Source organism: Faecalibacterium sp. AF27-11BH (genome assembly GCF_003603005.1).
Classification (GTDB): Bacteria; Bacillota; Clostridia; order Oscillospirales; family Ruminococcaceae; genus Faecalibacterium; species Faecalibacterium taiwanense.
The window spans coordinates 76,547-97,451 of record NZ_QVGS01000005.1; the positions used below are offsets into that span (position 1 = coordinate 76,547).

General features: G+C 59.4%; 19 protein-coding genes. 11 read left to right on the forward strand and 8 right to left on the reverse strand.

Annotated elements, in window-relative coordinates; all coding sequences use genetic code 11:
- Positions 1 to 15 precede the first annotated feature (15 nt).
- The 3 genes from DWY76_RS06855 to DWY76_RS06865 all read right to left on the reverse strand — a co-directional run bounded on the left by DWY76_RS06855 (position 16) and on the right by DWY76_RS06865 (position 3,221).
- The gene (locus DWY76_RS06855) at positions 16 to 1,041 is read right to left on the reverse strand and encodes a sugar kinase (protein WP_120080584.1); all 1,026 of its coding nucleotides are present in this window, start codon (positions 1,039 to 1,041) and stop codon (positions 16 to 18) included.
- A 93-nt stretch (positions 1,042 to 1,134) separates the two neighbouring features.
- On the reverse strand, positions 1,135 to 2,097 hold the full coding sequence (gene eda, locus DWY76_RS06860; RefSeq protein ID WP_120080586.1) for a bifunctional 4-hydroxy-2-oxoglutarate aldolase/2-dehydro-3-deoxy-phosphogluconate aldolase: 963 nt from the start codon (positions 2,095 to 2,097) through the stop codon (positions 1,135 to 1,137).
- A gap of 212 nt (positions 2,098 to 2,309) precedes the next feature.
- The gene (locus tag DWY76_RS06865) at positions 2,310 to 3,221 is read right to left on the reverse strand and encodes an HAD-IIB family hydrolase (RefSeq protein ID WP_120080588.1); all 912 of its coding nucleotides are present in this window, start codon (positions 3,219 to 3,221) and stop codon (positions 2,310 to 2,312) included.
- Between the two features lie 147 nt (positions 3,222 to 3,368).
- Here DWY76_RS06865 and DWY76_RS06870 point away from each other — a divergent pair, with 147 nt between their 5' ends.
- From DWY76_RS06870 to DWY76_RS06880, 3 genes are all read left to right on the forward strand, one after another.
- Complete coding sequence (locus DWY76_RS06870; protein WP_005944050.1) at positions 3,369 to 4,004, forward strand: phosphatase PAP2 family protein; 636 nt, start codon at positions 3,369 to 3,371, stop codon at positions 4,002 to 4,004.
- Positions 4,005 to 4,203: 199 nt separating this feature from the next.
- A complete protein-coding gene (locus tag DWY76_RS06875; protein WP_120080590.1) occupies positions 4,204 to 4,878 on the forward strand; it encodes a GntR family transcriptional regulator in 675 nt (224 codons plus the stop codon).
- Positions 4,879 to 5,088: 210 nt separating this feature from the next.
- Positions 5,089 to 6,018, forward strand: a complete 930-nt coding sequence (locus DWY76_RS06880) for a hypothetical protein (RefSeq protein ID WP_120080592.1) — start codon at positions 5,089 to 5,091, stop codon at positions 6,016 to 6,018.
- A gap of 72 nt (positions 6,019 to 6,090) precedes the next feature.
- Here the strand turns inward: DWY76_RS06880 and DWY76_RS06885 are convergent, their stop codons facing one another.
- The 5 genes from DWY76_RS06885 to DWY76_RS06905 form a co-directional block, all read right to left on the reverse strand.
- Complete coding sequence (locus tag DWY76_RS06885; RefSeq protein WP_097774334.1) at positions 6,091 to 6,825, reverse strand: J domain-containing protein; 735 nt, start codon at positions 6,823 to 6,825, stop codon at positions 6,091 to 6,093.
- A gap of 98 nt (positions 6,826 to 6,923) precedes the next feature.
- Complete coding sequence (locus DWY76_RS06890) at positions 6,924 to 7,763, reverse strand: DUF5685 family protein (RefSeq protein ID WP_097777430.1); 840 nt, start codon at positions 7,761 to 7,763, stop codon at positions 6,924 to 6,926.
- Between the two features lie 6 nt (positions 7,764 to 7,769).
- Positions 7,770 to 8,165 (reverse strand): hypothetical protein, encoded by a 396-nt coding sequence (locus DWY76_RS06895; RefSeq protein WP_005944061.1) that lies wholly within the window; start codon positions 8,163 to 8,165, stop codon positions 7,770 to 7,772.
- 126 nt (positions 8,166 to 8,291) lie between these two features.
- Positions 8,292 to 10,679, reverse strand: coding sequence for a glycoside hydrolase family 2 TIM barrel-domain containing protein (locus DWY76_RS06900; RefSeq protein WP_120080594.1), 2,388 nt, complete (start codon positions 10,677 to 10,679; stop codon positions 8,292 to 8,294).
- A gap of 197 nt (positions 10,680 to 10,876) precedes the next feature.
- Positions 10,877 to 11,497 (reverse strand): flavodoxin family protein, encoded by a 621-nt coding sequence (locus DWY76_RS06905; RefSeq protein WP_120080595.1) that lies wholly within the window; start codon positions 11,495 to 11,497, stop codon positions 10,877 to 10,879.
- A 188-nt stretch (positions 11,498 to 11,685) separates the two neighbouring features.
- Here DWY76_RS06905 and rsmD point away from each other — a divergent pair, with 188 nt between their 5' ends.
- The 8 genes from rsmD (at position 11,686) to DWY76_RS06945 (ending at position 20,894) form a co-directional block, all read left to right on the forward strand.
- The gene (gene rsmD, locus DWY76_RS06910) at positions 11,686 to 12,273 is read left to right on the forward strand and encodes a 16S rRNA (guanine(966)-N(2))-methyltransferase RsmD (protein WP_044953972.1); all 588 of its coding nucleotides are present in this window, start codon (positions 11,686 to 11,688) and stop codon (positions 12,271 to 12,273) included.
- Positions 12,270 to 12,731 (forward strand): hypothetical protein, encoded by a 462-nt coding sequence (locus DWY76_RS06915; protein ID WP_005944071.1) that lies wholly within the window; start codon positions 12,270 to 12,272, stop codon positions 12,729 to 12,731. Before rsmD ends, DWY76_RS06915 begins: the two co-directional genes overlap by 4 nt.
- A gap of 239 nt (positions 12,732 to 12,970) precedes the next feature.
- Positions 12,971 to 13,936, forward strand: coding sequence for a 16S rRNA (cytosine(1402)-N(4))-methyltransferase RsmH (gene rsmH / locus DWY76_RS06920; RefSeq protein ID WP_005944076.1), 966 nt, complete (start codon positions 12,971 to 12,973; stop codon positions 13,934 to 13,936).
- A gap of 36 nt (positions 13,937 to 13,972) precedes the next feature.
- A complete protein-coding gene (locus tag DWY76_RS06925) occupies positions 13,973 to 14,452 on the forward strand; it encodes a hypothetical protein (protein ID WP_005944079.1) in 480 nt (159 codons plus the stop codon).
- A 127-nt stretch (positions 14,453 to 14,579) separates the two neighbouring features.
- Positions 14,580 to 17,063 (forward strand): penicillin-binding protein 2, encoded by a 2,484-nt coding sequence (locus tag DWY76_RS06930; RefSeq protein WP_120080643.1) that lies wholly within the window; start codon positions 14,580 to 14,582, stop codon positions 17,061 to 17,063.
- 47 nt (positions 17,064 to 17,110) lie between these two features.
- Positions 17,111 to 18,493, forward strand: a complete 1,383-nt coding sequence (gene murF, locus DWY76_RS06935; protein WP_120080596.1) for a UDP-N-acetylmuramoyl-tripeptide--D-alanyl-D-alanine ligase — start codon at positions 17,111 to 17,113, stop codon at positions 18,491 to 18,493.
- Positions 18,494 to 18,522: 29 nt separating this feature from the next.
- Positions 18,523 to 19,533 (forward strand): glycosyl transferase family 4, encoded by a 1,011-nt coding sequence (locus tag DWY76_RS06940; protein WP_120080597.1) that lies wholly within the window; start codon positions 18,523 to 18,525, stop codon positions 19,531 to 19,533.
- 32 nt (positions 19,534 to 19,565) lie between these two features.
- Positions 19,566 to 20,894: an FtsW/RodA/SpoVE family cell cycle protein gene (locus DWY76_RS06945; protein WP_120080598.1), complete on the forward strand. Its 1,329-nt coding sequence runs from the start codon at positions 19,566 to 19,568 to the stop codon at positions 20,892 to 20,894.
- Positions 20,895 to 20,905 lie beyond the last annotated feature (11 nt).

Genomic DNA, 20,905 nt, shown 5'->3' on the forward strand with positions numbered 1-20,905 from the left:
GACTCCTTCCTGCAATTAGCGCTGGATACGGCCGGAACCGTCGCCGCCAGCCAGCTTCTCGACCTCGGACACGGTCATCATGTTGTAGTCGCCCTCGATGGTGTGCTTCAAAGCAGAAGCAGCAACAGCGAACTCAACAGCATCCTGAGTGCTCTTGCCGTTCAGCAGAGCGTAGATCAGGCCGCCGCCGAAGGAGTCACCACCGCCAACGCGGTCGATGATCTTCAGCTCGTACTTCTTGGAGAAGCAGTACTCATTGGAAGCAACATCGTACAGCATTGCGCTCCAGCCGTTCTCGGAAGCGTTGTGGCTCTCACGCAGGGTGATAGCGACCTTCTCGAAGTGGAACTTGTCAGCCAGCTGCTTTGCAACGCTCTTGTAGCCCTCAGCATTCAGCTTGCCACCGTAGATATCGGTAGCCTCGGCCTCGATGCCGAACACGTCCTTTGCGTCCTCCTCGTTGGAGATGCACACGTCAACATACTGGCACAGATCGGTCATGGCAGCGCGGGCCTGCTCACGGGTCCACAGCTTGCCGCGGTAGTTCAGGTCGCAGCTGATCTTCACGCCGTGAGCCTTAGCAGCCTTGCAGGCCTCGCGGCAGATCTCGACGACATTCTCGCCCAGAGCCGGGGTGATGCCGGTGAAGTGGAACCAGTCCACGCCCTCGAAGATCTTATCCCAATCAAAGTCGGAGGGCTGAGCCAGCTGGATGGCGCTGTTGGCACGGTCGTAGATGCAGACGGAACCACGCTGAGAAGCACCCTTCTCGTTGTAGTAGATGCCAACGCGATCGCCGCCGCGGGTGATCATGCTGGTGTCAACGCCGTAACGGCGCAGGCTGTTGACAGCGGCCTGACCGATTGCGTGTGCGGGGAGCTTAGTGACGAAAGCTGCGTCCAGACCGTAGTTGGCCAGAGAAACAGCAACGTTTGCCTCGCCGCCGCCGAAGGTGAACTCCAGGCTGTTAGCCTGAACGAAACGCTCGTAGTTGAACGGCTGCAGACGGACCATCAGTTCGCCAAAAGTAACGACTTTCATTGGTTATTCTCCTTTTATTTACAGGTGTTTATGACCTTCTGCTGCGGGGCATCCCCGGCGCAGCAGGGCTTTTACGGATAGGGGAGCCGGAGCTCAGGCCTGAACCAGGTGGAATGCGAAGCCGCCGATCTCGTCTGCAAAGTAGCAGGCGATGGTCTTGCCGTTCTTCACGTTCTTGCTGTCCAGATCGAACTTCACGCCGCGCTGAGACAGGTGGTAGATGGCACGATCCACGTTGTTGCAGCCGATGGCGATGTGGCCATTGGTGCCGCGGCCGGGCTTCTTCATGATCTCAAACTCCTTGTTGCCCACAAAGATGCTGGAATTGCCGGGAGCGACCTTCATGTTCAGCAGGCTGCCGATGAGGTTTGCCATCTTCATGGCTTCTTCCTCGTTCTCGGTGTTGATGCCGACGTGCATCAGCTTCAGGCCCAGCATGGTGTCAACAGCTTCCTTGCTCTGAGCGGTGATCTTAGCCCAGTCGTGAGCCTTGATCACGTCACTCTTGCACATCCAGGTGCCGCCCACAGCGAAGATCTGGTCATAGCCCAGATAATCGTTGACGTTCTTTGCGTTGACACCGCCGGTGCACATCCAGCGTGCGCTCTTCAGGGCAGCGCCGATGTTCTTCAGCATGCCGACACCGCCGTTTGCCTCAGCGGGGAAGAACTTCAGGGCCTCGCAGCCCATGTTCATAGCCTGCTGCATCTCGCCTGCAGAGCAGGTGCCGGGCATCATGATGCCGCCCTTGTCGATAACGTGCTTGCAGACCTCGGGGTCAAAGCCGGGAGCAACGATGAAGGAAGCACCAGCTGCCATTGCACGGTCAGCCTGCTCGGTGGTCAGGACAGTGCCTGCGCCCAGCAGCATCTCGGGCATCTCCTCGTGGATCTTGCGGATGCACTCCTCAGCGCATGCGGTGCGGAAGGTGACCTCAGCTGCGGGCAGACCGCCGTCAGCCAGAGCCTTGCACAGGGGCAGGGCTTCATCAACGCTGTTAAAAGCGATAACAGGGATAATGCCGATCTGATAGACCTTTTCTACGATGGGATTCATAAATGCATTTCTCCTTTTAGTTTGAACTCTCTTGGTGCGCGTGGGCTGCCGTTTGGGCATGGTACACCCATCGTGCGCTTGTAATATTAGTATAAACGACGGAAACAAGTTTGGTAATGCTCAACAAGCACAATGTTTTGCATAAGAGCTTGTATACATTGCACAAAAATGACGAATGACCTGAAAAGCAGGGCCGTTTTGCCCCGGTTTGTTCAGATGCCGAGCCTGCCGAACAGCTCTGCAACGCCGTCGTGGTCGCAGTCGGCTTCGCTCACAATGCTGCCAATGGCCTTGATCTGGGGCATTCCGTTGGCCATAACAGCGGCGATCCCTGCCTTTTCCAGCATGGCGCGGTCGTTCTCGCTGTCGCCCACGGCAAGGGTGTTCTCGTGGGGGATGCCCAGCAGGTCGGCCAGAGCCAGCAGGGCACTGCCCTTATCCACACCGGCAGCGGTCACTTCAATGTTATCCGGCGAACCCTGCACCACGGCCACGCCCGGGATAGCCTGAAACTTTGGCAGGGCAGCGGCGGTCTTTTCGGTGCTGTCGAAGAACATGCACAGTTTTTCGATCTCGTGCGCATGGCGGGACATCCAGCTCTCGATGCCGGGAATGACGGTAAAGCGGCCGTCGGTCAGGTTCTGCCGCGCCTCGGAGGAGAGAAAGCGGGCGGTGCGGGAGGTGAGCTTTGCAATGCCCTCCGGAGTCTTGATGGCAAGGCCGTCGCTGAATACGCTCAGCTCGCCATCGTACTGCTGGAACAGGTCAAAAGCTTCCCGTGCCACTTCTGTCGGCATCAGGCGGTGCAGCAGGCAGGCGGGTTCGCTGGTGTAGCGCTGGGCAGCGTTGGCATAGCGGCTGTGCACAGCACCCATGGGGTCATCGCCAAGGTCCCACACGGCGGCACCGTTGGAGGTGATGGCATACCGGATGCCGGGCAGCTTTGCCACAACAGGCGGCAGGCTGGCCAGCGGGCGGCCTGTGGCGGGCACCACCACCACGCCATGCTCTACAGCGCGGGCAATGGCTTGACGGGTGGCAAGGGTGACCTCGTTGTTCCGGTTCAGCAGGGTGCCGTCCAGATCCAGCGCGGCAAGGCGGACAAGGGGAAAGCTTTGCAACATAATGGCTCCTTTTATAATAGGTACGCTCAAAAACAGAGCGCAAGTTTACAACACTCTTTTTATTTTATCGCACCGGAAAGGTTTGCGCAAGATGGCGTGATGTGGTATAATCATATCTTATCACATTGAAAATATAGGAGAAATACCATGAATCCCAAACAATTGTGGAGCCGGCGCCGTCCGCACCTGTGGTTCCAGCTGTACTGGGTGGTGTATCTGATCTGGTTCTTCTGGCTGGATCTGACCATCAAAGATCCCAAATATATCATCCACGCCCCGCTTGATGACCGGATCCCCTTCAATGAGTGGTTCATCTTTCCGTATTGCAGCTGGTTTGTGCTGCTGGCTGGTGTGACGGCCCTGCTGTGGTGGTGCGACACCCAAAGCTACGATAAGCTCTGCCTGACCATGTTTTCCGGCATGACCTTCTGCCTGATCCTGTACATGCTGCTGCCCAACGGTCTGGATATCCGCCCCACAGTGGATGCGGTGGGCCGCAGCAACATTGCAATGAGCATCATGCAGCTGATCTGGAGGGCGGACGCCTCGGTCAATGTGTGCCCGTCCATCCATTGCCAAAGCTCGGCCTGCATGGCACTGGCGTTCAGCCACAGCAAGCTGGCAAAGGAGCGCCCGGCCCTGAAAATTCTGGCCTGGGTGTGGGCTGCACTGATCTGTGCGTCCACCGTGTTCACCAAGCAGCACTCCATCATTGATGTGGTGTGCGGTCTGGCCGTGGCCTTTGTGTGGGTGCCGGTGGTGTACCGTTCCGCTAAAAAGTAAACGCAGCAAAAGCCCTTCACCCGGAGGGCTTTTGTGCTGCCATGGGGCCTGTCTTGACAAAACAGAGAAAAATGTTGGCGATTTTTAGTTGCAGCCACACTTGACAGCCGCCCTGTGGTTGGGTAATATGGTCTTGATAACTTCAATACTAGTATATCAATTTTTGCTTTACACCGGAGGTTGAAGGGAGAGAGACCACATGCCATTACTGAGTGCGCGCGAAACGGCATACCAGACGATCCGCAGCCGGATCATTACGATGGAGCTGAAGCCCGGTGATCCGCTGAATGACCGGGAGCTGGCCGAAGAGCTGGGCATCAGCCGTACGCCCATGCGGGAGGCTTTGCTGATGCTCAATCTGGCCCGCATGGTGGACATCAAACCGCAGAGCGGCACCCATGTGGCACCCATCAACCTGAAGTTGATGGAGATGGAGCAGTTTGCCCGCTATACACTGGAAAAAGAGATCCTGAACCGGCTGCGCGGCCATGTGACACCCCGGCAGGAGGAAGAATACCGCAGCAACATTGAGACATACCGTGTGCTGGAAGCGGATATGAGCCAGCCGGACCGCACTGCCCGTATGCTGGAGCTGGATAATGCATTCCACCGCAAATCCTTTGAGTTGTGCGGCATGGAAGCTCACTACGACCACATGCTGGCCAGCCTGCAGCATGTGGAGCGCATCCGCAAGTTCAGCCTGCAGACCGAGGAAAACAAGTCGGTCTGCTCCTCGCACACGGCAATTCTGGAAGCACTGCTGCACGGCAGCGCGGACGACGTGAGCGAAGCGCTGGAAAGCCACCTGAGCCGGTATAAGCAGTCGGTGGCGCAGGCCCGCAGCGTCCACCCGGAATATTTTATTGATGAATGAACTTGAGGGAGAAACCGCTGGAAGAGGGCAGGTTCCTCTTTTTTGCATAAAATATAAAAAAATTGAATTACTTGAATCACGTTATTGACCAAAACAGCGTTTTGCGGTAAAATCGAGGTACAACAGGCATGGTATCATGCCGGTTCCCGACGCAGTGTGCCGTGGGGCGCGGCTGTGCGATCCCTTTACAGAATAAGGAGGTCTTAAGCAATGAAGGCCAAACGATTGATAGCTCTTGCACTGGCAGCAGTGTTCATGCTCAGCGCGGCAGCAACGCCGGTGTTTGCCGCAGCAGCTCTGCCGCAGGAAAATGCAGCGCTGGAGCAGCAGAATGATATGGTTTCCATCCGGCTCAAAGCCACGGGCGACCTTGTTTATGGCTCCAACTACAAGCTGGAGGTGCAGACCAACCCTGCCGATACCCAGTATATCGGTGTTGTGGTGGGCGTTGGCGGCGAAGCGAATGGCTATGTGACGCTGGTGCTGTCGGATAAGATCCGCACGCTGCTCAAGATGATCCCGCTGCCCAAGAAGATGTCCAAGACACCGGATCAGGCAGAGGAGTTCAATGTGTACAGCTACCTCAAGCAGCTGATCGACGGTAACGATGTCAGCGTGCTGCTGCGGGTGGCCGATGAGGCCGTCTCGGTGATGGATGTACTGCACTTCTATGTGCCTACCATCGATCAGGTGTCCAACGGCCTGCGCCTTGCGCTGAACCTAATCCGCAAGTATCTGCCGGAGGGCGCGTTCAGCCGCATTTATCTGGACGAGCAGCCGGTGGATGCTGGCAACTATGTGGCCGGTGCACTGGCGCTGGAAAGCAGCGATATGAACACCGCAGGCTTTGCCATGTTCAAGATCAAGCCCAAGACAAACGGCGTGCGCATGTACTGGGCACAGCAGGCCGAAAAGCCCATGACCGCCGAAGAGCTGCAGAGCTTCAATGAAGCGGCTGTGCTGGAAGTGGATGGTCAGGTGGTGCCCACCGATAAGATCCGCTACAACTACAAGAAGTCCGGCTGGGGCTGTGATGCCACCAGCGAGCTGCCCACAGAGCCGGGCACCTATGTGCAGACGGCAGAGATCGGCGGCAATTACTCCTGCAGCAAGATCAGCCGCAACATCACCGTAAAGTGATGTCGTAAAGCAAAAACAAGACCCCGCACCAGAAGGTGCGGGGTCTTGCTGTATCTTATGAGAAAAACGGGATCACATGCGGAAATGGAAGCCCCAGCCGCCGCAGCAGCAGTTGCAAAGCAGGTTCAGCAGGATCATGCTCCAGCACCACTGCATCAGGCCGCCGGGGCTGGTGTAGGTGGCCTGTGTGGTGCGGTAGGTCTGGCCGGGGTTCTGCATCCGGCGCAGGTGCATCTGGTACTCGGTGTTGCCCGGGTCCAGCTGCACGGCACGGCGGGCATCCTGCAGCGCATCGATGCGGTTGCCCAAGCCCTGATTTGCGAGGGAGGAAAGATAATACCACCGGGCATTGCGGCCGGTCATGCCGTCCAGCACGCGGCGGGCCTCCGCATAGCGGCCATTGGCCACAAAGTTGCGGGCGGCCTGCATCTCCGGGCTGTCGGAGCCGGAATAGCTTGCGCCCTGCTGGCCGTAACCCTGCTGGTAGCCGCCAAAGCCAAACCCGAAACCGAACGGGTCAAAGCCATCGAATCCGTCAAAACCGCCGTAACCGTTCTGATAACCCTGCTGCTGGCCGTAACCTTGTTGTTGGTAGCTGCCGTAGGGATTTCCGCCCATCTGGGGGCCGGTCTCGCCCTTGGTAATGGCATCGTAAGCCGCCTGCACTTCCTTGAAGTGCTCCTCGGCGGTAGGATCGTTGGGGTTCAGGTCCGGGTGCCAGCGCTTGCACTTGGCGCGGTATGCTTTTTTGATCTCGTCATCGCTTGCGCCGCGCGAAACGCCCAGCACCTCATAGGGGTCTCTCATGGATATACTTCCTCACGTCTCATTTCGCGCAGCCACAGTGCCGCGCAATGTTTATAGTCTACCGTATTGCCGTGGAAAAATCAAGACAAAGCCGCCATTCAGCCACGGCTGCGGGCCTGCTTGGCTGTTTTGCAGTTGTATTTGAGCCATACGCCGGAGTAAAGGATGTTGCGCAGCAGGTCTGCGTCCTCCACGCAGGGCAGGCGTTCAAAGCTCTGGGCACACTGCGCCAGCAGCAGCTCAAAGATCTCTTTCATCTCTTCCTCATAGCCGGGCTGCTGACTGAGTGCTTTCAGCGGATTGTAGGCCCCCTTGCGCTGGTCGTGCTCCAGATCGTCATAGGCATCCAGCAGGTAGATGAACTTGCCCAGATGGAAGCCGATGCTGCGCAACTCCGGCGACCAGTGATCCTGCCGGTAGTCGAACAGTTCTGCCATCAGCTCGCCAAAGCAGCCGGACACGGCATCCAGATCTTCGCTCCCGGCAGCTTCATATTCTGCCAGCCTGTCCAGACAGGTGCGGATGGCGCTGCACTGACGGGGCCAGCGGCTCTCGGCAGCCTGCTTACAGCCGGTAAGCAGCTTTTCATATCCAAGGCCCAGCAGGCTGCGGTCGTCCTTCCACTTATCCTCGGCGTTGTAGTAGTGCAAGGCTACACTCAGATCTGCACAGTAATCGGTGGGGGAGGCTGCCCGCCATTCCACACCGCCCAAGGGGTGGATGGGGCACCGGTCGTGGCCGGAAGAAGCTTCGGTCTCGCCCTCGTACAGGCTGCACAGCAGCAGGTTCAGGAAGGTGAGGTCATAGCTCAGCGTAAAGCGGCCCCGCAGGCCGTGCAGTGCGTCGATGCGGCGGCACAGCCCGCAGTAGGCGGTGCGGTAGCGCTTTTGTGCTTCGTCCGAAAGCGCAGCCTGATTGGGCACAACATAACCAAACATGGCCGCTCAGCTCTTTTTGATGAACTGGGTGCCGCAGCGCGGGCAGGAGATCTGGATGCGGCCGCGGCCACGGGGCACACGCAGCTTCTGGCGGCACTTGGGGCAGCGGTAGTAGTGGTAGAGCTTGCGGTTGGCCCACTGATCCTTCAGACCGCGGAACTTACGGTCTACGCGGTCCTTCAGGGCATAGTACTGGTAGTTCTCCTCCGTGCGCTTGGAAATGTTGCGGCTGAGCGAGCGGTAGTAGCACAGCACCAGCAGCACCAGACCCAGCCATGTGAACAGGCTGAAGCGGGTGAGCAGCGAGATCAGCAGCAGCACGATGGACGCGATGCTCAAAAACTGGTTCAGGCCATCGGTACCGTAGCGGCCGATCATAAACTGACGGAATTTTTCTCTCATAACTCCTGCATCCTTTGTTTTGGAATCAAAGCGGGCGCGCCCGCCGTTATTTTACAGTTCTTAGGATACCAGTCAACCATGATGAAATTTTGAACAGAGTGCAAATCTATCATGAAGGGACGGAAATTAAGCTTCCCGGCAACGGATGGTCACCACGGCATCGGTATCCAGCGCACCTTCCATGCGGCAGTGCAGCACGGCGCGGCCCGCTTCGCCGGTGGTAGCAAGGTAGGTGCCCGCCATGCCGCCGCGCAGCGGCACCACGCTGGGACCAATGATCTTCAGCGGGCCGTCCACGCTCAGCTGAACGGCTTCGCCGCAGTAGGGCAGCAGGCTGCCGTTCTGGTCGATGGCGCGCAGGCTGACAGCGGCGCAGTCCCAGGTGGGGCCGTCGGTGAGGATGGGATTGTGCACGGTGCATTCCAGCCGGACGCTCTGCACCGGTTCCCGCACCACGGTGCGCACGGTGCGGCCATGCCACACGGCTTCAAAACGGTAGGCTGCGCACGGTGTGCCCAGCACGCCGATGTATTTGTAATACATGCGGGCTACCTCGTTCCAGCTCAGCCGCAGCGAAAGCATCCGCGCCTTGGAAAGCGGTGAAAGCTCCATGGCATCCCGGCGCATCTCGTTCAGGATAGCGGCTGTCATCTGGGCGGAGGCCGGGTCCATGCCCTCGTACTTTTCCAACAGAGAACCTACAAAATCGTTGATCTCAATGGGCGGATGCGTCATGGCGGCAAAACGGCCGTGCCGGTCAGGCGTGAACTCGGCAATGTAGTCGTTGCCGCGGTACAGCCGCACGCTTTCGGCGTTGGTGAACACCCAGCAGGCTGTGGGAACGCCGCCGGGCAGGTCGCCCAGTGCCATGCCGGAAGAGACTTCCAGCACGATGTCCGAGGGGGAACGCGGCGTTTTCTGGCTTGCATATACCGCCGCCGAAAGCTTCGGGTTGCGGAACATATCCATCACACCGTGGTAGCAGATGCGGTCGCCGCTGCCAAATTCCCGGTGGGTGTTGTAATCGGCCATGCACCAGCCAAAGCTGCCGGCCACACCCTGCTGCGCAATGGAATCGTTGATCCCGGCGGCATAGCGCAGAGCCTGCACCAGCCGGTGGGTCTCGTCGTCAAAGGGCTTGGTGGGCAGCTGCTGCCCGCCGAACTCGCTGATGAGGTAGCCCTTGCGGGGATCGGAAGTCACCGCGGCGCGGGCTTCACAGGCGGCACCGCGCCCACGGTAAGAGTAATCGTTGTAGGCGTAAACATCCTCCAGCAGCTGGCTCTTGCGGTGGTTCCGCGCGCCTGCCGTGGGACGGGTGGGGTCCAGCCGGTGGATGGCCTCGTTGGTGCGCTTATAAAACGCTTCGTCGTCGGCGCTGCCGTTCACACGGGCACCCCACAAAAAGATGCTGGGGTGGTTGCGGCACTGGCATACCATTTCGCGGCAGTTCTGCAAGGCCTGCGCCTTCCAGCTCTCGTCGCCGATGTACCGCCAGCCGGGCATCTCGGTGAACACCAGCAGGCCCAGCTCATCGCAGGCATCCAGAAACGCAGGGCTCTGGGGGGAATGGCTGGTGCGCACCGCGTTGCAGCCAAGGTCTTTTTTCAGGATCTGAGCATCCAGCCGCTGGATGCTGTCCGGCATGGCATAGCCCTGATAGGCGTAGCTCTGGTGGCGGTTCAGGCCCCGCAACTCCACGCGCTGACCGTTCAGGTACAGCCCGCCTGCCACGAACTGCACGGTGCGGAAGCCGAAGCGGATGGTCTTTTCGTCCAGCACACGGTCCGGCAGACCGGCAGAGCCGGGGCGGATCAGCTGTACGGTGAGGGTGTACAGGGTGGGATGCTCGATGCTCCACGGGTGCACACCGTTCAGCACGCCGGTGATGGGCAGGGAAAGCTCGCCGCTGTAGGCGGCGCGGCTGCCGGAAGGGCTGCGGATCTCGGCCTGCAGTGTGCAGCCCACCGTCTCACCCACGGTGGAGGTATAGATGCGGAAATCGCCCTCGGCCTTTGCCTCGATGAACACATCCCGCAGGTAAGCGGGCTCCTTGATGTCCAGACTGACGGCACGGTAGATGCCGCCGTAGGTCAGGTGATCGATCTGCCCGCCAAAGGGAGGAATGTTCAGATCCTCGCGGCTGTCGCAGCGCACAGCCACCACGTTTTTCTGACCCAGATGCAAAGCGCTGGTCAGATCTACCGTGAAGGCGGTGTAGCCGCAGGCGTGGTGGAACAGCCGCCGCCCGTTGCAGAACACGGTCGCGTCATGGGCAACGGCACCAAAGGTGAGCAGAACAGTGCGGCCTGCCCACTCTCTGGGTGCAAAAAACTCCCGCCGGTAGCCGCACAGGTACTGGTATTCATTTTCGTTGCAGTAATTGTAGGGCAGCACCCGCACAGTGTGGGGGATGCGCACCGGTTCCAGTTCCAGTCCGCACTCCGGCCGCACCAGTGCCGGGTCGAACCGGGGCGTGAACAGCCAGCCTTCGTTCCAATCGTAGTGTTCCATACAAGGGTCTCCATCCTGCTAAAATCACTTTACATCTTATAGTAACACAAACTTATGAACGAAAAAAGAAGCGGAAGGCGCTTTGAAAAAGGTTTTTTGCTGTTTTTGGCACGAAATGGCGTGGACTGCAAAGAAAAAGAGGCTCAGAGCAGCTTACGGACTGTTCTGAGCCTCTGGATCAGAAATTGATTTTCCGATCAGCGGATAAAATTGGTCATGGGGCGCTTGGGGTTCTGGGGGTGCTCAATACCGGCGGCTTTTCCGGCTTCGATGCAGTGCAGCAGCCATGCCATGTTGCGGCCCAGCTCCTGCATTACGGCGCAGCCCTCGGCATCCTGCAGCACCTGCTCGGCGTTGGAGCCGTGCACCATGGCCCAGTAGGAGCCGTTCACCAGCGGCATGTGGAAGAACTGCGGGTACTTTACCAGCTGGTCCAGCGTGGTGGTGGTGCCTGCACGGCGGGCCGAGCAGCAGATGGCGGCGGGCTTGTAGGCCAGATATCTGCCGCCCGCGTAGGCAAGGCGGTCCATGAAGCTGGTCATGTTGCCGGATGCGGATGCATAGTGCACCGGGCTGCCGAACACGAAGCCATCGGCGGTTTTGGCCTTCTCGATGGCCTCGTTGACCACGCCGCCAAACACGCAGCCGTTGCCTGCGGCACAGCCGCCGCAGCCGATGCAGCCGCCCACGGGTTTGCCGCCGACATGCAGGATCTCGGTGTCCACACCGGCATCGTTCAGTTCCTTTGCAATGAGCGAAAGGGCGGTATAGGTGCAGCCTTTTTCGTGCGGGCTGCCGTTGATGAGCAGAACTTTCATGGGAATACTCTCCTTTTATGCCAGAATGCGCCGCAAAAGCCCGGCGCTGCCGGTTTTATTGTAGCACAAACCGCCAGACGGCGCAACGCGCGGCCCTTGACAAGAATATGCAGTTGGGTGATAATAAAGTGATACAAAAAACGTGTTTGCAGCCACATCTTCCGGCTGCAAGGAGGAGGAAAGAGAACATGCGCGTGATCGCAGGAGAAGCCCGGGGCCGCAGTCTGGAGGCCCTGCCGGGGACCGACGTGACCCGGCCCACCCTTTCGCAGGTAAAGGAGGCGATGTTCAGCATCGTCCAGTTCGACCTGCCCGGCGCACGGGTGCTGGACCTGTATGCGGGCAGCGGCCAGCTTGGCATTGAAGCACTGAGCCGCGGCGCGGCGCGCTGCGTGTTTCTGGACGAGAACCGCGAGGCGGTGAACATCATCATGCGCAACTGCAAGGCCTGCGGCGTGTTCGACCGCAGCCGCGTCAATATCGGTGAGGCTGCGCGGTATCTTTCCGCCTGCCGCGAGCAGTTCGACATCGTACTGCTGGACCCGCCCTTCCGCAATGGTACACTGGAAAAGATCCTGCCTGCGGTGGATAAATGCACCGCGCCCGGCGGCATCGTGCTGTGCGAGAGCGAGACCGGCATCGTGCTGCCGGCCGAGGCTGGCGGCCTGACCCTGAAAAAACAGTACAAGTACGGCAGGGTGCTGCTGTGGAAATACACAAAGCCCATGCAGAACACAGACCCTGCCGAGAACGAACCGAAGGGAGAAGCACTATGAACGTGAACGAACTTTTGGATACCATTGAGGATGCTCTGGAGGAAGGTGCCAATGTGCCCCTTTCCGGCGGCAAAAAGATCGTGGATGTGGAGCAGATCCGGGATTATCTGGACGAGATCCGCGCAAACCTGCCCGGCGAGCTGCGGCAGGCCCAGCAGATCGTGAACGACCGCGCTCAGATCGTGGAGACGGCCAACGCACAGGCGCAGGCCATTGTGAAAAAGGCTGAGGAGCGGGCGCGCATTCTGGTGAGTGAAGCCGAGATCGTGAAGGCTGCACAGCAGCGCGCCGGGGAAATCACCACTGCAGCCCAGAACGAGGCCCGCACCCTGCGCCAGACCGTGACCGACTATTGCGACAACATGCTCAAGAACACCGAGGAAACAATGGTGGAAAATGCGGCACAGGTAAAGAATGTGCGCGCAAATCTGCGCCAGAACGCCAAGAAAAACGGCTGAAGACAGCCTTTTTCACACACAAATTACACATACGGCAAAAACCAAAGTTCCTGCGGGCAGAAATGACGGCCGACAGGGACTTTTTTTGTTGCATTTTGCGGCAAAAACGGGAGCACAAACCCTTGCAATCAGGGGCCTGATTTGTTAAAATAAAACTGTGTTATCGGGTAAAAGTGTGCGCTGTGTGCACAGTGCCCGGAACACGGAAAGCTTATGAACTGAGAAAGGAGGCCGCAGCGATGGAACTTGAAACACAAGCAGCCTTTGACCCGGCCTCGTTTGAGCATATCCCCGTTCTGCTGAACGAGTGTCTGGAGGGTCTTTCCATTGATCCGGCCGGCACCTACCTTGACGGCACCGCAGGCGGCGCGGGACATTCCCGCCAGATCGCCTTGCGGCTGGATGCAGAAAAGGGCGGCAGGCTGATCTCGCTGGATCAGGACCCGGACGCGGTGCAGACCGCGCGTGCCCGCCTTGCGGGCCTGCCTGCCACGGTGGTGCAGATCAACTTCCGCTATGCCGGACAAGCTCTGGAAAGCCTTGGCATCGACAAGGTCAACGGCGCGCTGCTGGATCTGGGCGTTTCCAGCCATCAGCTGGACGATGCGGCCCGCGGCTTTTCCTACCGTGCGGATGCACCGCTGGACATGCGGATGAGCCAGCAGGGCGAAACGGCAGCGGACCTTGTGAACACCGAGAGCCGCGAAGAGCTGGCACGCATTCTGCGGGATTACGGCGAAGAACCTTTCGCATGGCAGATCGCGGGCAGGATCGTGGAGGCAAGGGAGAATTCTCCCATCGAAACGACCCTGCAGCTGGCAGATATCGTGGCCAGCGCCATGCCCCCGGCGGAACGCCGCAAAAACAAGAACCCTTCCCGCCGCACCTTTCAGGCGCTGCGCATTGCAGTGAACCATGAACTGGATGCGCTGGAAGAAGGCTTGGATACCATTTTTGATCACCTTGCGCCGGGCGGCCGGCTGTGCGTGATCACCTTCCACTCGCTGGAGGACCGGCTGGTGAAGAACAAATTTCGCCGCTGGTCCACCGCGTGCACCTGCCCGCCGGAGTTTCCGGTGTGCGTATGCGGCGGCAAAGCCAAAGCGAAGCTGATCACCCGCAAACCCATTGAAGCAAACAGTCAGGAATTGGAAGAGAACCGGCGCAGCCGGTCCGCCCACCTGAGAGTTTTGGAAAAATGCTGAACGGCAGAAGTCGTTTTGTGAGGAGGAGAGCAAACCATGGGTCAGGCAGCATATGATTATAACGCGGTACGCCGCAGAAAAGCCCCGCAGACACAGCGCAAGGCAGATCTGCGGGTAGCAAAGGGCGGCAAGCGTCGGCTTTCGCCGCTGCAGGCAGCGGTGCACAACGCCATGCATCTGGTAGCAGCAGCACTGCTGGTGGGGTTTGCCATCAGCCTGCTGTGGAGCGAGTCCAAGCTGGTGGAGCTGAACGACCAGATTCAGGACGCAAAGGCTCAGCTGGTCAGTGAGCAGAGCCAGTATACTTACTATAACAGCACCCTGAACAGCAAGACCAACATCACCAGCGTGGAAGAGACGGCCGGCAGGCTGGGCCTGATGAAAATTGATCAGAGCCAGATCACCTACATCCGTTTGGGCGAGAGCGACACGCTGGAGCGCACCCAGTCCGCTGTGCGGCAGTGGACCGACTTTATCTACAACGGTGCCGTGAACATTCTTGGCACTGTAAAGTGAACCAAATATGGGAAAGCGTGCGGCAGCGCACGCTTTTTCGGTTTATACACCCTGTTTGCAGGGCAGTTCCAAATTTGACAAAAGCGCGGCAGAAGGCAGCAAATGCCCGCTGCCGCAGGAGCATACCATGTCGAAATTCTTCCGAAAATTCATCAAAAAAATAAAAGGCCCCTGGCCGGAAACCAGCACCGGTGCCCGCATGAACCCCAGAACCAGTCTGATCTGCGGCGGTCTGGCCCTTGTGGTCATGGGCCTTGCTGCGGCCCGTGTGACCTACAGCCTGTATGATATCCAGATCAAAAACGGTGACACCTACCGCCAGCTGGCCGCAAAGCAGCAGCTGCTGGATACCACCATCAAGGCCACCCGCGGCGAGATCTACGATACCTCCGGCATTACGCTGGCCTCCACCAGCGTGGTGTGGACCATCTGGGCCGACCCGGACAACAGCAAAATCTTATATACCACCACCGGCAAGGATGAGGAGACGGTGCGCACGCTGGACACGGCCATGTGCGCCGAGGTCAGCCAGGAACTGACCCTGCGCCTGCTTTCCGGCGACGGCGAAAGTCTGGACGCGGTGGACACTTCCTCGGAAGCGTACCAGACCCAGTACCAGAAGGTTTACGATGCACTTTCCAAGATGGACACCAAGTATCAGGTGCTGGCCACCAAGGTGAACAACGCTGTCAAGCTGTCCATTGAATCCTACGTTTCCCAGTTCAACAAGGCACACAAGCGTGCCACTGAGACCTCCCGCAAGGGCAACATCTCGGTCGGCAGCGAGAAGAGCTTCCAGCGCAATTACCCCTACGGAGCGTTTGCAGCGGCAGTGCTGGGCTTTACCGATGCGGACGGCATTGGTACTTACGGTCTGGAAAAATCCTATCAGTCCACGCTGGCCGGTGTGGATGGCCGCACCATTACCCAGCGCAATGCCTACGGCAACGCCATTGCGGACGAGAATGCCACCACCTTTGCAGCCAAGGATGGCTCCAATCTGGTACTTTCGCTGGATGTGAATGTGCAGGAGATCGTGGAACGGTATCTGAACGAAGCCATTGCAGCCAACACGGTGGAGAACCGCGGCTGCGCCATCGTGATGAACGTCAAGACCGGTGCCATCCTTGCCATGGCTTCCAAGCCGGATTTTGACCCCAACGACCCGCTGGACTACAGCGCAAATCTGGATTACCTCAACGAGCTGGTGCGCGCTGAGCCGGAGCTGTACGGCATCTACAAAAAGGATGAGAACGGCAACGAGCTGAAGGATGCAAACGGCAACCGCATTCTGGACGAGGAGGGCGATTACTCCGGCTACTTCCGCGATATCCAGTGGAAAAACAAGGCCATCACCGAGTTGTACTACCCCGGCAGTGTGTTCAAGGTGATCACCTCGGCCATGGGCGTGGACTCCGGCCTTGCAAACATCAACACCACCTTTACCTGCGCCGGTGCTTACGGCGTGGCAAAGGAGACCTACCACTGCGCAGGCCACAAAGCCCACGGCACCATCACACTGGCCGAAGCTCTGCGCCAGAGCTGCAATATCTACTATATCCAGCTGGGTCAGCGCGTTGGCTCCCAGACCTTCTATAACTACTTCGATGCCTTTGGCTTTACCAGCCGCACCGGCGTGGACCTGCCCAGTGAGACGGGCTTCATGCAGTATTATAAGGCCAACCAGCTGGGCGAAGTGCAGCTGGCTTCCTCGGCCTTTGGTCAGGCAATGGCCATCACCCCGCTGCAGATGTGCACCGCTGTGGCCGCAGCCGTCAACGGCGGCTATCTGGTCACGCCCCATGTGGTGGATAAGATCACCGATGCAAATGGCAACGTGATCGAGGAGATCGGTGCCAATGTGCGCCGTCAGGTCATCAGCGAGAGTACCAGCAATGTGATCCGCCAGATCATGGAATATGAGGTGGGCAACGGCACCGGCGGCGGCAAGTATGCCTATGTGTCCGGCTACCGTATCGGCGGCAAGTCCGGCACTTCCGAACAGTTGAACATGGACCGCCGTGCCGACGGCGACTACAAGAAGGTGGCATCCTTTGCCGCTGTCCTGCCTGCCGACGACCCGGAGATCATCGTCTATGTGATGCTGGATGACCCCAACAACGCCAGAACGGACTACTCGTCCCTGCTGGCAGCGCCCGTTGTGGGCAACATCATCAGCGAGATCGCACCTTACCTTGGCATTGCCGCCGACGGCGAGGATCGCAGCCAGACTGTGGTCACTGTGCCGAATCTGGTGGGCACCGAGTGGAGCAGTGCGCAGGTGCAGCTGAACATCAAGGGCCTCAGGCATCAGCTGGCCGAAAGCACCACCAGTCAGGCGGCAGCAGCTGTCACCTACCAGTATCCGCACGCGGGTGCAAAGGTGGCCTACGGCACCACCGTGTACCTGTATACCGATACCTATGAGGGCAGCCATACCGATGTGCCGGATGTGACCGGCAAGAGCGCGGACTTTGCCCGCCAGATGCTGTCTGCCGCCGGATTGAACTGTGTGGTGGAGGGCAATGCGAACGGCACTGTGCAGGCCCAGAGTGCAGACCCCGGTTCCAGTGTGCAGCGCGGCACCGTCGTGACCATTACCTGTGGATAAGAGAGAGTATCCTGTGATCCTGAATAAACAGAGAGGGGACATGAACAATGGAAAAAATTTCTGCAAGCAAGCTTCTGGCAGGGCTGGTGCCCGCAGACTTCATCCGGGAAGAGGTGCAGGTGGAACTGGTGACCACCGACAGCCGCGAGGTGCGGCCCGGCTGCATTTTTGTAGCGTTCCCGGGTGAAAAATTTGACGGCCACGATTTTGCGGCCAAAGCACTGGAGAACGGTGCTGTTTATGTGGTGGTGAACCACCCGGTGGAGGGCGTGCCTGCGGAAAAGGCCATCCTCTGCCCGGACAGCTACCACGCCATGATGGTGATGGGCGCGAACTACCGCAGCCAGTATCACCCCAAGATGGTGGGTGTGACCGGCAGCGTGGGCAAGACCACCACCAAGCAGATGACCTACGCCGCCCTTGCAGGCTTTGGCGAGACCATCAAGACCGAGGGCAACCAGAACAATGAACTGGGCATGCCCCGCACCTTGATGCGGCTGGAAAGCAGCACTGAGTATGCCGTGATCGAGATGGGCATGAGCCATGCGGACGAGATCGACCGTCTGGCCCGGGCCGCACGCCCGGATGTGGGCATCATTACCTGCATCGGTGTGTCCCACATCGGCAATCTGGGTAGTCAGGAGAACATCTGCAAGGCAAAGCTGGAGATCTGCAACGGCCTGCCGGAGGGTGCACCGCTGGTGCTGAACTATGATGATAAGTTCCTGCGCGCCGCAAAGCTGCCCGCCCACGTGAAGCCGGTATGGTTCAGTCTGGCAGATGAGAACGCTGATGTGTGTGCACTGTCCATCCGGCAGGAAGAGGACGGCATGAGCTTTGTGCTGGAAGATCAGGAAGAGGGCACCTTTGTGGTCAAGATCCCGGCCATGGGCAAGCACAATGTGGCAAACGCTCTGGCTGCCTACTGCGCCGCCACCCGCTTGGGCTGCGACCCGCGCGGTGTCATCAAGGGGCTTTCCAATTTTGAGCAGACCGGCCGCCGCCAGAAGGTGGTGCACAGCAAGGGCGTTACCGTCATTGAGGATTGCTACAATGCAAACCCCGACAGCATGAAGGCCGCGCTTGCCATGTTCAAGGAATTCCCCTGCAAGCGCCGCTTTGCCCTGCTGGGCGATATGCTGGAGCTGGGCGAGCTGTCCCGCGAAGCCCACGAGGAGCTGGGCCGTCTGGCTGCGGAGAGTGATCTGTACTGCCTTGTGACCTACGGCGAAAACGCAAAGCGCACGGCTGTGGTGGCTGCGGCCAAGGGGGTCAAGACCCTCCATGCCAACAACTACCGCGAGGCAGCGGATGCTCTGCTGAACCGGATAGAGCCGGGCGATGCCCTGCTGGTGAAGGCAAGCCGCGGCATGGCGCTGGAAAAAGTGCTGGAAATTTTCTACGCAGAGCAGAAAGATGCCGAAGAATAACCCTTTGGCATGAATTTGGAGATTGAAAAATGATTCGTTTCGCCTTGGTCGTCGCGTCGGTGCTGGGTTTTGTGCTGACTGCGGCGCTCGGCAATATGATGGTGCCGCTGCTGCGGGGGCTGCAGCGTGCGGCACGCGGTACACAGCCGGACAGCGATGCCCCGGACAGCCCGGTGCCTACCATGGGCGGGCTGTGCCTGATGGTGGGCACCCTTGCCGCTGTGGGCGTGGGCTGGCTGGCCGCATGTGCTGCACAGCCTTCCCTGCTTGGCAGCGACCGGCAGATGACCTCCCGCCTGCTCATTGCACTGCTGGGGTCGCTGGCCTTTGGCGCAGTGGGGCTGGCCGATGATCTGGCCCGCATCCGCGGCCGCTACCCGAACGGTTTGGGCCTTGGCCTGCGCCGCACACAGCGCCTTGCACTGGAATGCATCGCTGCAGCGCTGGTGCTGGGCCTGCTGGCACTGAACGGGTGCCTGCCCACAGGGCTGATCCTGCCGGGAGCAGGCTATGTGGAATGTGCGCTGGCACCGCTGCTGTGGGCTGTGCTGCTGGTGGCGATGGCCGAGGCGGCCCGCGTGGCCGACGGTGCCGACGGCACGGTGTGCGGCGCGGCCTTTGCGGCCATGCTGGGCCTGATGATGCTGGAAACACAGCTGGGCTGGTTTCCGCTGGCAGTATTCCCGGCGGCACTGGCCGGTGCACTGATGGCCTTTCTGCTGTGGGATTTTCCACCGGCAAAGCTGCACCCCGGCCGGTGCGGCTGCTTGTATGCAGCGGGAGCCATTGGCTGCATTCCGCTGTGCATTGGCTACGCAGAGCTGAGCATCCCGCTGGCACTGCCCTTCTGGGTGGAGGGCGGCATGGTGGTGCTGCAGGTCCTGTTCTGCCGCTGGAAGGGCAGGCCGCTGTTTGCGGCGGCACCGCTGCACTGCTGGCTGGAAAAGCGCGGCATGAGTGCAGTGAATATTTTTTACAGCCTGTGCGCACTGAGCGTGTGCGGGCTGGCGCTGGCCGTGCGTCTGGCACGCTGGGCCTGAGCGCCTGATTCTGAAAATAAGGGGGCGTGGCAATGGCAGCCACCCGCAGACAACATAAAAACCAAAAAGAACGTGCATGGGTGCCGCCGCTGCAGCGGGACCCGGGACCATGGAACCGGCTGCTGCTCAACTGGCTGGCAACGCTGGCCATTATCATGGTGTTCGGCCTTGTAATGCTGTACAGCGCAAGCTACACCACCGGCTACCTGCGCATGGGCGACAGCCTGCACTACATCAAGCAGCAGGCTATCTGCACGGCCATTGGCATTGGCTGTATGGTAGTCATGAGCTATGTGGATCACCGCTTCCTGCGCTGGGCGAGCAAGCCGCTGTACTGGGTGGTGCTGGCTATGCTGGCCGTCACGCTGACCTTTGCACCGCTGAACGGCTGCCGCCGCTGGATCCGTCTGGGCGGCTTGACTCTGCAAACCTCTGAGGTGGCAAAGTTTGAGATGATCCTGCTCTCGTCCCATCTGGCGGCAAGTGCGCCGCAGATCGGCCGGTTCAGCCCGTCGCTGAGAGAAAAGATCAAGCCAAAGGATTGGCTGTTCATCCGCATCGTAAGGCAGCTGATCGTGCCGGTGCTGCCGCTGGTGCCGGTGGTGTTGCTGCTGTTTTTAGAGCCGCACATGTCCGGCATCCTGCTGACCACCGCCATCGTGGGCACCATCCTCATGCTGACCGGCTGCGGCGGTGTATTGACATGGTGCGGGGCCGCAGCGGCGGCTCTGCTGCTGAAACCGGCCCTGACGCTGGTGGAATCCATTGGCTATCTGCAGGACCGCCTGAACACATGGTCCGATGATCTGGAAGCGCTGAACGACCAGACCAAGCAGAGCTTGTACGCCATCGGCTCCGGCGGACTGAAGGGCCTTGGCCTTGGCAACAGCGTGGAAAAGCAGCTCTGGCTGCCGGAAAGCACCAACGACTTCATCTTCAGTGTGGTGTGCGAAGAATTGGGCTTCATCGGCGCGGTGCTCATCATCGTGCTGTTCATACTGCTCATAGCGCAGGGCCTGATGATCGCCTATAAGGCCGAGAACCAGTTCTGCACCATGGTGGGGATTGGCATTATGGCGCAGATCGCCTGGCAGGTGTTCTGCAACATCGCTGTGGTCACCAACACCATCCCGAATACCGGCATCAGCCTGCCGTTTTTCTCGTCCGGCGGCACCAGTCTGATCTTGCTGCTGGCAGAAATGGGCGTGATGGTGAACATTGGGCGCAACGGAGAGCGGGCGGCGCAGCAGAGGGCAGCGGCCCACGCACAGCGGCAGGCTGCAAAGGCTCAGCGTGATGCGGAGCTGAAGGACCGTACCATCAATCTGGACGATGCCCGCCGTGCGCGCAATGAACTGTAACGACTGTTTTG

Excerpts from the sequence above, each read along its gene's own strand:
- DWY76_RS06855 (WP_120080584.1), bottom strand. The coding sequence starts at position 1,041 with ATGAAAGTCGTTACTTTTGGCGAACTGATGGTCCGTCTGCAGCCGTTC.
- eda (WP_120080586.1), bottom strand. The coding sequence starts at position 2,097 with ATGAATCCCATCGTAGAAAAGGTCTATCAGATCGGCATTATCCCTGTT.
- DWY76_RS06865 (WP_120080588.1), bottom strand. The coding sequence starts at position 3,221 with ATGTTGCAAAGCTTTCCCCTTGTCCGCCTTGCCGCGCTGGATCTGGAC.
- DWY76_RS06870 (WP_005944050.1), top strand. The coding sequence starts at position 3,369 with ATGAATCCCAAACAATTGTGGAGCCGGCGCCGTCCGCACCTGTGGTTC.
- DWY76_RS06875 (WP_120080590.1), top strand. The coding sequence starts at position 4,204 with ATGCCATTACTGAGTGCGCGCGAAACGGCATACCAGACGATCCGCAGC.
- DWY76_RS06880 (WP_120080592.1), top strand. The coding sequence starts at position 5,089 with ATGAAGGCCAAACGATTGATAGCTCTTGCACTGGCAGCAGTGTTCATG.
- DWY76_RS06885 (WP_097774334.1), bottom strand. The coding sequence starts at position 6,825 with ATGAGAGACCCCTATGAGGTGCTGGGCGTTTCGCGCGGCGCAAGCGAT.
- DWY76_RS06890 (WP_097777430.1), bottom strand. The coding sequence starts at position 7,763 with ATGTTTGGTTATGTTGTGCCCAATCAGGCTGCGCTTTCGGACGAAGCA.
- DWY76_RS06895 (WP_005944061.1), bottom strand. The coding sequence starts at position 8,165 with ATGAGAGAAAAATTCCGTCAGTTTATGATCGGCCGCTACGGTACCGAT.
- DWY76_RS06900 (WP_120080594.1), bottom strand. The coding sequence starts at position 10,679 with ATGGAACACTACGATTGGAACGAAGGCTGGCTGTTCACGCCCCGGTTC.
- DWY76_RS06905 (WP_120080595.1), bottom strand. The coding sequence starts at position 11,497 with ATGAAAGTTCTGCTCATCAACGGCAGCCCGCACGAAAAAGGCTGCACC.
- rsmD (WP_044953972.1), top strand. The coding sequence starts at position 11,686 with ATGCGCGTGATCGCAGGAGAAGCCCGGGGCCGCAGTCTGGAGGCCCTG.
- DWY76_RS06915 (WP_005944071.1), top strand. The coding sequence starts at position 12,270 with ATGAACGTGAACGAACTTTTGGATACCATTGAGGATGCTCTGGAGGAA.
- rsmH (WP_005944076.1), top strand. The coding sequence starts at position 12,971 with ATGGAACTTGAAACACAAGCAGCCTTTGACCCGGCCTCGTTTGAGCAT.
- DWY76_RS06925 (WP_005944079.1), top strand. The coding sequence starts at position 13,973 with ATGGGTCAGGCAGCATATGATTATAACGCGGTACGCCGCAGAAAAGCC.
- DWY76_RS06930 (WP_120080643.1), top strand. The coding sequence starts at position 14,580 with ATGTCGAAATTCTTCCGAAAATTCATCAAAAAAATAAAAGGCCCCTGG.
- murF (WP_120080596.1), top strand. The coding sequence starts at position 17,111 with ATGGAAAAAATTTCTGCAAGCAAGCTTCTGGCAGGGCTGGTGCCCGCA.
- DWY76_RS06940 (WP_120080597.1), top strand. The coding sequence starts at position 18,523 with ATGATTCGTTTCGCCTTGGTCGTCGCGTCGGTGCTGGGTTTTGTGCTG.
- DWY76_RS06945 (WP_120080598.1), top strand. The coding sequence starts at position 19,566 with ATGGCAGCCACCCGCAGACAACATAAAAACCAAAAAGAACGTGCATGG.